The 11,344-nt window shown below is 67.8% G+C and carries 11 protein-coding genes and 1 pseudogene; 3 read left to right on the top strand and 9 right to left on the bottom strand.

The window, feature by feature from the left end:
• Positions 1 to 91: 91 nt before the first annotated feature.
• From WME79_RS41415 to WME79_RS41380, 8 genes and pseudogenes are all read right to left on the bottom strand, one after another.
• Positions 92 to 838, bottom strand: a complete 747-nt coding sequence (locus WME79_RS41415; protein WP_437526551.1) for an AraC family transcriptional regulator — start codon at positions 836 to 838, stop codon at positions 92 to 94.
• Positions 835 to 1,293, bottom strand: coding sequence for an N-acetyltransferase family protein (locus tag WME79_RS41410; RefSeq protein ID WP_437526548.1), 459 nt, complete (start codon positions 1,291 to 1,293; stop codon positions 835 to 837). The genes WME79_RS41415 and WME79_RS41410 overlap by 4 nt, the downstream gene beginning before the upstream one ends.
• A 138-nt stretch (positions 1,294 to 1,431) precedes the next feature.
• Entirely contained in the window at positions 1,432 to 1,818 is a 387-nt protein-coding gene (locus WME79_RS41405; protein WP_437526545.1) for a VOC family protein, read from the bottom strand.
• A 107-nt stretch (positions 1,819 to 1,925) separates the two neighbouring features.
• On the bottom strand, positions 1,926 to 2,534 hold the full coding sequence (locus WME79_RS41400) for a GyrI-like domain-containing protein (protein WP_437526542.1): 609 nt from the start codon (positions 2,532 to 2,534) through the stop codon (positions 1,926 to 1,928).
• A gap of 68 nt (positions 2,535 to 2,602) precedes the next feature.
• Positions 2,603 to 3,022, bottom strand: a complete 420-nt coding sequence (locus WME79_RS41395) for a hypothetical protein (RefSeq protein ID WP_437540127.1) — start codon at positions 3,020 to 3,022, stop codon at positions 2,603 to 2,605.
• 579 nt (positions 3,023 to 3,601) lie between these two features.
• A pseudogene (locus tag WME79_RS41390) lies at positions 3,602 to 3,727 on the bottom strand (LysR family transcriptional regulator); the annotation flags it as partial.
• 382 nt (positions 3,728 to 4,109) lie between these two features.
• Positions 4,110 to 4,406: a hypothetical protein gene (locus tag WME79_RS41385; RefSeq protein WP_437526539.1), complete on the bottom strand. Its 297-nt coding sequence runs from the start codon at positions 4,404 to 4,406 to the stop codon at positions 4,110 to 4,112.
• A gap of 740 nt (positions 4,407 to 5,146) precedes the next feature.
• Positions 5,147 to 5,989 (bottom strand): hypothetical protein, encoded by an 843-nt coding sequence (locus tag WME79_RS41380; protein ID WP_437526537.1) that lies wholly within the window; start codon positions 5,987 to 5,989, stop codon positions 5,147 to 5,149.
• Positions 5,990 to 6,658: 669 nt separating this feature from the next.
• On the opposite strand from WME79_RS41380, the gene WME79_RS41375 reads away from it, so the two are divergent.
• Positions 6,659 to 8,482 (top strand): cytochrome-c peroxidase, encoded by a 1,824-nt coding sequence (locus tag WME79_RS41375; RefSeq protein ID WP_437526535.1) that lies wholly within the window; start codon positions 6,659 to 6,661, stop codon positions 8,480 to 8,482.
• 226 nt (positions 8,483 to 8,708) lie between these two features.
• On the opposite strand, the gene WME79_RS41370 is transcribed toward WME79_RS41375, so the two are convergent.
• Positions 8,709 to 10,001 carry a hypothetical protein gene (locus WME79_RS41370; protein WP_437526533.1) on the bottom strand — a complete coding sequence of 431 codons (1,293 nt, stop codon included), beginning with the start codon at positions 9,999 to 10,001 and terminating at the stop codon, positions 8,709 to 8,711.
• Positions 10,002 to 10,373: 372 nt separating this feature from the next.
• On the opposite strand from WME79_RS41370, the gene WME79_RS41365 reads away from it, so the two are divergent.
• Complete coding sequence (locus WME79_RS41365) at positions 10,374 to 10,517, top strand: hypothetical protein (RefSeq protein WP_437526530.1); 144 nt, start codon at positions 10,374 to 10,376, stop codon at positions 10,515 to 10,517.
• Between the two features lie 55 nt (positions 10,518 to 10,572).
• Positions 10,573 to 11,253 (top strand): TetR/AcrR family transcriptional regulator, encoded by a 681-nt coding sequence (locus WME79_RS41360; RefSeq protein ID WP_437526527.1) that lies wholly within the window; start codon positions 10,573 to 10,575, stop codon positions 11,251 to 11,253.
• Positions 11,254 to 11,344 lie beyond the last annotated feature (91 nt).

Genomic DNA, 11,344 nt, shown 5'->3' with positions numbered 1-11,344 from the left:
CGACTCCAGCCCACGCCGCCAGGCGGAGAGGGGTAAGGCGCCTGGGTCGTCGCGCGAGGTGCTATGACTCTCTCCGTCTGTGCCAGTCCCGTCAGGGATCCGTGGCGCGCGGGGCCCGGGAGCTCTCGTCGCGACCCTGCCGCCGCAAGGCGCTCGGCGGCACGCCCGAGAAGCGCTTGAACGCACGGCTGAAGGCCGCCTCGGAGTCATAGCCGAGCCGCGCGGCCGCCTCGGCGACGGTCACGCGGTCGTCGCGCAGCCAGCCGCTCGCGACGTGCATGCGCCAGCGCGCGAGGTAGCGCGCCGGCGGCACGCCGACCACCGCCGCGAAGCGCTCCGAGAAGATGGAGCGCGACATCCTCGCTACATCGGCGAGCGACTCCACCGACCACGGCTCGCCCGGGCGCCGGTGGATCGCGGCGAGCGCGCGGCCGATCTGCGGGTCTCGTATCGCGGCGAGCCAGCCCTCCGTCTCGTCCGTGCGCGACTCGACCCACGCGCGGACTACCCTCGTGATCACCACGTCCGCGAGGCGTGTCATCACCGTCGCGGCGCCGACGCGGCGTCTGAGCACCTCGTCTGCCATGGCGTCGAGGAGCACAGGCAGCACCGCGTCCTCGGCGCCGCCGCCCCGCACGAGGAGCAGCGGAGGCATCAGCTCGAGGAGCGGATTCACGGCCGGCTGGGCGAACCCCACGCTGCAGCAAACGAGGATCGTCCGCGCGCCCGCGCCGCCGGCGCGCATGTCGAACACCCGGTCGCCGATCTCCTCGAGCGGCATCTCCTCGAGCGGCTTCACGCGCCCGCGCGCCCTGTCCGCGAGCGCGTGGCCGCTCACACACGCTTCATCATGGCTCGCTCGCCCAATTCGCGAGACGGACCGACGTCGATGAATCCGTGGCGGACGTACAACGAGATGGCGCTGAGATTGTTCTCCTTCACGTCGAGGCGGAGCTCACTTGCGCCCTGCTCGCGTGCCCACCGCAGGATCTCCTCGAGCAGTGCGTCTCCGACTCCGTGGCCGCGCACTTCTGGCGCTACCCACATGCTGATCACCTCGTAGGTGCCTTCGAAGGGCGCGCCTGTAGCCATGCCGACCGGCTCGCCGTCAACGTAGGCCACGAGGTTGTGGGAACCAGGCAGCCCCAGGCGCGCGCGCCAGCGCTCCTCGGATGCGGTTTCCCATTCCTCGAGCGTCGAGCCGAAAGCGTGGGGAGCGTCCGCGAGTGCGCGCAGCCTGACGTCGCGCCAGGCGGCCCAATCTTCAGACGTCAAGGCCCGCAAGTTGATCACGTGAATCCCTCATCTGCTGGTGGCGAACTGCCCAAGCCGAACGTTTGAGCTGAGCCGCCCGCGGAGGGCGCACCCCGGAGTGGGTCGCCTTGACCGACGGGTCAGGCCGCAGATTCATGCTGAGGCCGATCGCCTTGGTCATTGACCAGCAGGCGGCTGCCAGAGTTCTACCTTGTTTCCTTCTGGATCGATGACCCAGGCAAACTTCCCGTACTCGGAATCGTCAATCTTCTCGAGGACGTTGCAGCCTTCTTCGCGCAAGACCTTGACGAGGGCGTGGAGATCCTCGACCCGGTAATTGACCATGAACGTTGCAGTGCTGGGCGCAAACTGGTCACCTTGCGCCGAAGCAATGGACCAGACGGTTGTTCCGGCGACCGGCTTACCTTCACCGTCGGTCCAGGTAAAAGCCGTGCCACCCCATTCTTGGACATCGATCCCGAGGTGCCGCTTGTACCAAGCCTGTAGCGCAGGAGCGTCTTTGGCTTTGAAGAAGATGCCGCCAATGCCAGTGACTCGCTTCATAGAACCTCCGAGGACGGGTGTGGTGAGGGAGCGTGCGGTTTCTGCGATCTGACGCCTGGGTTGAGCCGTGTCGCGAAGCAGCGTCGGCTCGAACGATCTGTTGGCTATCACTCCATAGGTTGACGGATGATGGTCTTCCACTTGGCCGGATCGGCGCGACGTATGTCGCTCAGATACACCTCGTGATGCTTTCCTGCAAGCGCGGAGCGCGCATCAATGAAATCATGGACTCGCTGAATGGTCGGCCCTTCTTCGGTGAAGGGGCCAATGTGAAGTATCTGAGCACATGATCCTTCGGTGAAGTTCTCCAGTCTGAGCGCGTCTAGCGCGGGAAGCGCCTTCTTTCGCCTCACCTCCACCATGGCCGCCTGAATCACCGCCTCCTCCACAAAATGAGGCTGCATGATCATCATCGTCCATTTCCACCTTGACCTATCGTTGGAGGTGAAGACGGACATGTCATCCGACCACCAAAGGCCTTCGAGAGGCATGACCGCATAGTCGATTCCTTGCGCCCCCTTCTTCATCATGAACTTCGTCGTGTAGGCAACGGAGAATAGCGCTTCCACTGCCTCGGTATACTTTTGTGATGTGTTGGGGTCGCCCTCGCCGTCGATCATGAGGAACTGAAATGTTGGCACGTCAACCTGAATCACCTCCTTCGCGGCTGCCTGGTAAAGATGTTTGAGTTCCTTCTTGAGATCAATTTTCGACACGAATGTACCTGATGAAATCTGGAACAGTCTACAGGCCCGCCAGGTCAGGTGCAGCGCCTGGCTCGGCTCTACCGGCTCTTCTCCGCGAACCAGCCGTTGTAGTCAAAGAACGGGTGCCCCCGAACCCGGTGCCCGCCCCGTAGCTCGTTCAGCGACCACAGGTGCGGGGTGTAGTCGTCCATCGCCGCCCCGCTGAACCGGGACAGCAGCCCGGCCACGAACGCGGCCACCTGCTCGTCGCCGGGGTGCCGCCCGGACACGTCGGCGATCACTCCGACCGCCGGCTCGCCGCCGAACCTCTGGACGATGTCGGCCCAGTCCTCCGGCTCGTCCTCACGAGGGCCGTCCCGGTACAGGTTGATGTACAGGCAGGCGTCACCCGCCACGAACACCACCCACGGGTCCCGCTGCTCCGGGTAGGCGGCGTCGAGGTACGCCGTGACCGCAGACTCTATCGTGTCCCGCAGGAAAACGACGACCGAACGCATCGTGCCCCTACCGCCTCCGCTCGCCGAAGGTACCGGCGCTTCAGCGGCGAGCGCAAGCTCGTCCGCGGCAAGCGCCATGTGGCCGCGAGGGCAACACAGCCATTCCCTCCTGTGCACTACCGCCGCCGCCGGGAGAGGCGATATTCGCCACGGCCAAGACGAATGGAGGATCTCCCGATGAAGAAGGACGACGCGAAGCTCGAAGCGCTGGACAGGGTCCGCCGGACGTTCCCTGCGGATACCCCGGCCTACATGGTCAACCTGCTCCGGTACCGCGAGCGCGCCGCGTATCCGGAAGGCGCGGCCGACGCCGTGGCCACCGGTCGCGAGGCCTACTTCCAGAGGTACCTCCCCGCCTTCCAGGAGGTGACCCGGGGGATGGGCATCAAGCCGCCTGAGGAAAGCGACGGGCGCGCTGATCCGCACCCGGCCGGCGGCCCCGCCGGTCACGACCTCTCCGATCGAGGCTTCGAGCCGGTCGACGCCACGGACCACCTCGCGGGCTGGCTCGATCAGCTGCCGACCGTCCTCGGTCAGCGACAGCGCGTGCGTCGAGCGGTGCAGCAGCTTGACACCGTACGTCGCCTCGAAGCGGGCGATCGTCTTGGAGACGCTGGACGTGGACATGCCGATACGCCGGCCGGCCTCGGCGAACGACCCCGCATCCACGACCGCCACGAAGCACCGCAGCTGCGGGAGGGACATCTCGGACAGCGACGTGGACATGGCGTCGACGATAGGTCGATCGCAGCGCGTCGCACAATTCCCGCGAGCACTCTCGGCGAGGACCAACGCGAGGAGGCTCTCCTGTACGAGCTGACGGTGTGCGCGGGCCGGGCGCTCACGAAACGACCACGTATCAAGTGGTATTCGGCAGATTTAAAACGGATCGTCCCCTGAAGGGAAATGGTCGAGGTCAATCTCCCCCAGATCAGGAGGTCTTCGGTATTCGACGACATTCTTGACCCGGCGCAGCCTCGGCTCGAGGAGCCGCTCTCGCAGGAGCGCTGCGTAACCATCAGGGTCGAAGTAGATCCAGGTTGGATCACGATCGTGATCGAACGGGCCGCAGAATCGCCGCAGTCCGTCAGCCTTCTCCCGTCGGTGACGAGCCAAAGCCAGCAGTGTGTGTCGAGCAGCAACCTAATGTCTCGCCATCGAACGCTCGCTGTAAGTCCTCCGGCAGCGGCGCGTCGAAGTCATCGGCAATCTGGACCGATCCCCGATCCATGCCAAGCGCTGCCCGCTTGTCGTGTGGCGCAGCCTTCTGCGGGACGGTGATGAGGACGATCACCTCCGCTGGACCTTCTGGAAGATCTGCGGGCACCTGCAGCTCTACCCGACGGTCTGCCGGGATGACGATGGAGATCTTGGCGGCTTGCACGGTGCTTCCTCCTGCTCCGTTACCGGCGATCTCAGTCTAGCGTCAGAGCTCCCCGACGTCACGCGCGATGCCCGAGGTGGGCCGGCCGGCGCGCGCGGCCCGGACGAACACGTCCGGCAGGCGCCGGCTCGACCCGGCGCGATGTACCGGAGCCTGCGCCTGAAAGACCGTACCCCGGTCTTTACCCGCCCAACGACTGCGGTTCTGCCGTCGAGTTGGGCGGCACTGTGCCGCGAGAAATCCGCCGGGATGGGCGCAGGCTCAACCACCGCCGACCACGATTGGGACGAGGCCGGAAAGGTCGATCTGCGTGACGGTGGCAAATCGGATGCTTGGGAGGCGGACAAGGCGTGCAGCGCGACGAAGAATGGGGGGCGCCTCGGGCTCCAGCAGAGGCCGTACGGGTGCGGCGTCGAGATAGTAGACCGTCTGTCCCCCGTAACCGAGGTCTGCATCAAAGGAGTAGAGGCCACAGGAAGCTTCGAGCGACGGGAGTGTTGGAGACGCCCCTGATGCGCGCCACCGAGCACTGAAGACGGCCTCCGTGATGAGGGGAGCGGACGCGAGGAGCTCGTCGGCCGCTTCGACCGCTTGGTAGTCATCGAATACCGACGCAGGCCACGCCGCGTACGGTCCCGTGAAGACACCAAGTTGGGAGTCCGCATCGACGGCGAACCAGCGCGCCAGAGTGCCTTCGAGGTCCCATCGGGTAATCGTGCATTCATCTCCGCCCGCCGTCCTCAGGCCCGGCCGAGGATGCTTCGGAAGAAACCGGTCTTCGGGGGCGGCGCCTCGACGGGTCGCCCGACCAGCCAGCAGTCGGCGACCACGAGCGTCGCGCGCTCCGGGACCTCCACGGCGTCGGCCGGCGCGACGATGTCGATGGGACCGCCGAGGGTACGGACGCGCGTATGTACGAACCTGCTCCCGGTGATCTCGTTGCGTGCAAGGGTGACCGACTCGACGTTCCCCGTGAGGAGGGCGCGGGCGCGCGCGCCGAGCTCGCCCTCGGCGCCGAACATGCCGTGCGGCAGGAATGCCTGGTCCGCGAGGCGCATGGGCTTGCCGGGCTCGCGCGGGACGCCGGGCTCTGCATCGCCGAAGAGCGCCGCCTGCGCGCGCTCGAGGTCGTCGGGCGTGGCGCAGAGTGACAGGGACGAGGCGAAGCCGACGACCACGACCTCGAACGTCCGCTCGTCCGCGAGCCAGGCCTGATAGGGCTCGAAGAACAGGAATTGCAGCGCGGTCCGCGTGTACATCTCGCCGGACGAAGGGTCGAGCACGTCGCAGTCCGCGCCGCTACAATGCAGGCACTCGCGATCGAGGTGCGGCGCGCTCGTGTGCACTCGCCAGCGCGTGCCGCCGTCAGGCGCGGCGAAGAAGGGGGTGATGCATTCGATCTCCTTTCCGGCGTCAAGCCGGACAGCGAGCGCGGCGCCGCTCGCGTCGCGGAACCAGAGGTAGTGCGCCGCGGACGCGCCGAGGTCCGGTGGCGGAGCGGCGCGCTCGAGCGCGGCGCCGACCGTACGCCGCAAGTCGTCCTCGGAGGAAACAGCGAAGCCGATCGCGGACAGGTTGCTCATGGGGGAGGTATACCCGAGATCTGCACGCGTGCGTTCATGCGCGCGATTTCCAGGACGTCGTGGACATCGTCGCCCGCGACACCGACCGCTACGGCGCCCGCTGCCCAGGGTCGCGATGAACGCGCTGACCTCCGCATGCTGCAGCGGGGGTCCATTGCCGATGCGCTACCGCCTGACCGCGAGTGCCCTGCCGCCAGGGCGTAGTGTGTCCTTCACGCCATGGCGCCGCGTGGGAAGGCGCCGGATTGCGAGCAAGGCAACGCGCGCGGGTAGGGGGCACGGCGAGATGGCCAGCAGGTCGTGCGGCGAGGACGCGGGGACGTGGCCGACGTGGGCTGCACGCACGGGAACTACGGGATCTACGGCGCGCGAGGCGCCGCCGCACGCCCTCGCGCCGGAGCTCCCTCCCGCTCCGCGCTGCCCCCGTGTGGCTGTCCGTAACACTGATGCCAGAACACTGATGCCAGGCGACCACACCCACCTTGCCGCCGCCCATCGCTCCCCGCACCTCAACACCGCGCCTCCCGGGCGCGCCGCGCGCCCCCGCGCGCCCGCGCCCCCGCGCACGCGCCTTGCTCTTGCTCGGCCGCGCGCCGTCGACTCCCCGACAGCGTTCTGGGTTTGCTGTTGCTCGCGATCGCCGAGCAGCCCGCCACCTCCGGAGGCCTCATGCATCGGAACCTCTCCTGCACGACAACCCACCTGGCCCTCGCGGCCTTGAGCGCGATCGCCGCCGGCGTCGCGGCCTGCTCCTCTCACCCCGACGACTCCGGGAATCGGTTGCCATCGAGCCCCGCGATCGACGAGCCCCCGCCGCCCATCAGCGGCGGCACGCTGCTGATCGCCCGTGACGGACACACCGCCGTGGCGGCCGACCCCGATCGCGACGGCGTGTGGGTGGTCGACACCGACGGCGGCGAGCCCCGAGCGATCCCCCTCGCGCGCGGCGACGAGCCCGGGCGCGTCGTCGAAGACGGGGCCGGCCGCGTCCACGTCGCCCTGCGCCGCGCAGGCGAGCTCGCGACGATCGATGTCGGGGCGGCGAAGGTGCTCGACCGGCGCGCCGTCTGCCCCGCGCCGCGCGGCCTCGCCTACGACGCGTCGCTCGACGCGATCCACGTGGCCTGCGCCGGCGGCGAGCTCGTGACGCTCCCGGCCCAGGGCGGCGCCGCGCTCCGGAAGCTACGGCTCGACGCCGACCTGCGCGACGTGATCGTCGAGGGCGATCGCCTGCTCGTCAGCCGGTTCAGATCCGCGGAGACCCTCGTCGTCGGCCCGGACGGAGAGGTGCTCTCGCGGCGGTCGCTCCCGTCGTTCACCATGAACGCCGGCGTCGCCCCCGACTACCGCCCCTCGGTCGCCTGGCGCATGGTCGCCCTCCCCGGTGGCGGCGCGGCGATGGTCCACCAGCGCGCGTTGACCTCGCCCGTCGTGCTCGGCCCCACGGGCTACTACGGGGGTGACTACTGCGATAGCGACATCCTGCACGGCGCCGTCAGCGTCCTGCCCCCGGCCTCGGCCGCGCCAGGGAACGGAGCCGAGCTCCCGACGCCGGCCCTCTGGAAGATGCCGCTCCCGGTCGACATCGCGGTCGCGCCGGACGGAAAGCGCGCAGCTGTCGTGAGCGCTGGCAGCTACATCATCGAGTTCATCGACCTCGACACCATCACGAGCGAGGAGGCCTCGGGCACGTGCCGTATCAACAAGCAGGTGCAGCACTCCATCCAGCCGATCGCCGTCGCCTTCACGGCGCGAGGCGTTGCGGTCGTCCAGTTCCGCGAGCCGGCGAGGATCGAGGTGATCGATATCGACGGGCGCGATCACTACTACTCGCTCGATCGCGGGGACGTCGACCTCCCCGGCGACAGCGTGGGGGACCCGGGACACGCGCTGTTCCACGAGCCGCCGAGCGGCTCCCGCGGCGTCGCGTGTGCCTCCTGCCATCCGGAAGCGCACGAGGACGGTCACACGTGGCGCTTCGACAAGCTCGGCCTCCGGCGCACCCAGACGGTCGCGGGCGGCGTGCTCAAGACAGCTCCCTTCCACTGGAGCGGCGACCAGATCGACCTCACCCACCTCATGCAGGAGGTCTTCGTCTCGCGCATGCGCGGCTTACCGCCCGGAGCGCGGGATATCGAGCTCCTCGGGCGCTTCCTCGACAGCGTGCCGGCGTTCCCTGCCTCGCCCCCCGACGATCTCGCCGCCGTCCGGCGAGGAGAGGCCCTGTTCCATGACCCGCAGGTAGGCTGCGCGAAATGCCACGCTGGGCCGATGCTCACGAACAACCTCAACGAAGATGTCGGGTTCGGCGAGGCATTCCAGGTGCCCTCGCTCATCGGCCTCTCCGCGCGAGCGCCGTTCATGCACGACGGCTGCGCGAAGACGCTCCGCGACCGGTTCGACCCGGCCTGCGGCGGCGACCGTCACGGCGACGTCTCCGCGCTCGCCCCGGCGCAGCTCGACGATCTCGTGGCGTACCTCGAGTCGCTCTGACGCCACGGAACACGCTCCGCCGCTCACGGCCAGGGATCGCGTCGTGAGGGGGTATGCGTACGTTACTCGCTCACGGAATCGAGGCGCTTGTTCGCCTGCCGACGGCGGAGCTCCTCCGACGTGTCCGGTCGCACGGCCACGGTCGGTAGGTGCGAAATCCAGCAGGGACGACGTTGCGGACGCCACGTTCCCCTGACGCCTTCTACTCCTCCCGCCTCCGCTCCCGTCAGGGCATCGGGTACACGAGCGAGAGCCCGGCGACGCACATCTCGTCGAACGTATTCCCCTCGCCGTAGGCCACGTCGATCGTCGAGATCATGTTCGCCTCCTTGAGCGCCTTGACCACGTACGGGTTCTCCGTCGAGTTATTGTACGTGCACCGGATCTGGAGCACATCGCCCGGCTCCAGCGTCGGGAGCGTCTCGATGGGCGCGTCGTACGAGTACGAGCGCTGCCAGCCGAACTCCCACTTCGGCGCGTGCGCCAGGCACTCCTCCTTGGGTTGATCGGGTGAGCCGTTCGCCCGCGTGACCGTCACCTTCTCGTCGAAGCCCAGGTAGTGCATGTGCAGAAATTCGCCATAGATGCGCGTGCCCGGCGGGAACGGCATCTCTTGCGATCCGGGCGAGCCGGGGGCCGGGACCGTGAGCTGCTCCGTCTCCACGTGGTTCTTGCTGTCCGCGGGGATCAGGAACTCGACGCCGTTCTTGTCGCCCGGACCCGGTAGCAGCCCGAAGCCAAGCTCGCCGACCGGATCATCGAAGTTGCCGATCAGGTGGTACAGGAAGCCGTACTTCGGCTTCTCTTGGGTGAGCCTGAGCTGGATGCGTGTCAGGTCCGGGTCGGCCGTCGTGCCGGCGGGGTGGTAGTGGATCTGTATCATGATGAGCGACCCCTTCGGGATCAGCTGACCCACCCCCTCGGGCAGATCGACCGGGTCGGCGCCGGGAGCCCAGGCCGTGAGCATCTGGAGCGATCCAATCTCGACGCCATTCGCGACCTCGCCGGCGCCACACGGAAAGCTCCCGTCGGGGCCGGCCAGGCTCGCGGACCTCCCCTCCGGATCGATGGAGATCACCCCATGGTGAACGACCTTGGGGTTGCCGGGCACCATCTGTATACCATTCAGGTACTGGTCCTCGGTGAGCCCGGGATCGATGACGAAGCAGCGGAACTCGTCCTGCTCACCGGAGGTGACGTAGGGCTCGTTCGGATGAACCTCGAGGGTCATGCCCGGCAGCTCGGGGCTCTTCGGCACGAACGCGGCGGGCGCGTCGTTCGGATCACCCTTGGGGGTGCCGGCCTTGCTCCAGGCCTCCAGCGTGCCGATCTCCTCGTCGGAGAGGCGGATGTCGCCCTTCCACGCGTGACGGGTCGAGCACTCGTCCGTGTCACGCACGGCGAAGGGCGGCATCGTGCCCGCCTTGGTCGTCTGGACCATCAGCGCCGCGACAGCCTTGGCGTCGTCATACGAGGTGATGCTGAAGGGCGCGATATTGCCCGCGGAGTGGCAGCCCATGCAGCTCCTCTGCAGGATGGGCTCGACGTCCTTGTGGAACGTGGGGCTACTCCCGGTAGCCTGGGGCTCCGTGGGCTCGTCGCCCCCGGAGCAGCCGGTGAACGAGGCGGCGGCTGGCAGGGCGAGAGCGAGGGTAAAGGCGGACAGCGAGACTCGGGCGACGGCACGCGAACGTAGTGAAGCAGGCATGAGACCTCCGGGCAGCCGGATCCTTCACGAGCGGAGGGGCCGGGCGCTTGGTAAGGAGCCACGTCTTGTTCGACTGCGATTTGTTTATGTGTACTATGCATATAGTTGTCCTTTCCGGGGCGTCAAGAAAATTTGTGCAAAATACACGGATTACAAACGAAGCTCCGCGAGCTCCACGGAGCCATGGTCGATCTGATCGCGCTCATGAATCAGCCGCAGCGCGATCAGGCGCTGCTCGGTCGAGTCGACATCGTGGTGACCGAACGCTGCAACGACGACGCGACCGGCACGACGCGCTGGCTGCTCGACGCCTCCACCTGCAAGTAGTCAGAGAGCCATGGGGCGCTTTACGCGCGAGGTTCACGGTGTCACCCTCCGTTGGATGACGGACGCCAAGGCCGCCTATCACCACGGAGATCTGCGCAATGCGCTGGTGGAGACCGCGACCGAGCTCGTGCGCACCTCCGGCGCGGAGGGCTTCAGCCTCCGCGACGCCGCCCGGACGCTCGGGGTCTCGGCGAACGCGACCTACCGGCACTTCGACAGCAAGTCCGCGCTGCTCACGGCGGTCGCGAGCGCGGAAGCGGACAAGCTCGCGCGGAGGATGCGACGCAAGATGGCCGACGCCGAGCGAGCCCTCGAGGGACGGGACGACGCGGAGGTCGCGATCGAGTGTTTCAAGGCGATCGGTCGCGCGTACGTCGCCTTCGCGACCGAGGAACCGGAGCTCTTTCGTCTCATGCACGGGCCGAGCGGACTGTGTCAGATGAGGCACGAGCCACGTGCGGACGCTTCGGACCATCCCACGGCGGATCGGATCCTCGGTGAGGCGCTCGACCGTCTGGTGAGCGGCGGGGTGATCCCGCCTCAGAGCCGCATCGACGGCGAGATCCGCGCCTGGACCGTGGTCCACGGCTTCGCCTCGCTGGTGCTCGACGGCGCCTTCGCCACGGTCGCTTCGCGCGCGGAGGTGCTCGAGGGCCTCTTGGACTTCGCGCTTCGAGGGCTCGGCGCGAGCCAGGCCGGCGCGAAGGGGCCTCGGCGACAGCGGCAGCGCCCGTGACCCTCGCGTCCTGACGACCGGCACGAACCGCGCCGTTCGCGCGCTCGCGCGCTCGCGCGACGCGATGTTGACACTGTGAACTCTGGCGCCT

It is taken from the genome of Sorangium sp. So ce726, from assembly GCF_051521405.1.
Taxonomy (GTDB): Bacteria; Myxococcota_A; Polyangia; order Polyangiales; family Polyangiaceae; genus Sorangium.
The sequence above is the reverse complement of the archived record's forward strand: the minus strand, read 5'-3'. Positions and strand labels throughout refer to the sequence as shown.

What these genes read in the sequence shown, in the direction of transcription:
- WME79_RS41370 (WP_437526533.1), bottom strand. Translation starts at nt 10,001, where the DNA reads ATGGGCTGCCACTCCGCGGGCAATATCGCGCCCTTCAGCATCACCTCG.
- WME79_RS41360 (WP_437526527.1), top strand. Translation starts at nt 10,573, where the DNA reads ATGACGGACGCCAAGGCCGCCTATCACCACGGAGATCTGCGCAATGCG.
- WME79_RS41395 (WP_437540127.1), bottom strand. Translation starts at nt 3,022, where the DNA reads ATGCGTTCGGTCGTCGTTTTCCTGCGGGACACGATAGAGTCTGCGGTC.
- WME79_RS41365 (WP_437526530.1), top strand. Translation starts at nt 10,374, where the DNA reads ATGGTCGATCTGATCGCGCTCATGAATCAGCCGCAGCGCGATCAGGCG.
- WME79_RS41405 (WP_437526545.1), bottom strand. Translation starts at nt 1,818, where the DNA reads ATGAAGCGAGTCACTGGCATTGGCGGCATCTTCTTCAAAGCCAAAGAC.
- WME79_RS41375 (WP_437526535.1), top strand. Translation starts at nt 6,659, where the DNA reads ATGCATCGGAACCTCTCCTGCACGACAACCCACCTGGCCCTCGCGGCC.
- WME79_RS41380 (WP_437526537.1), bottom strand. Translation starts at nt 5,989, where the DNA reads ATGAGCAACCTGTCCGCGATCGGCTTCGCTGTTTCCTCCGAGGACGAC.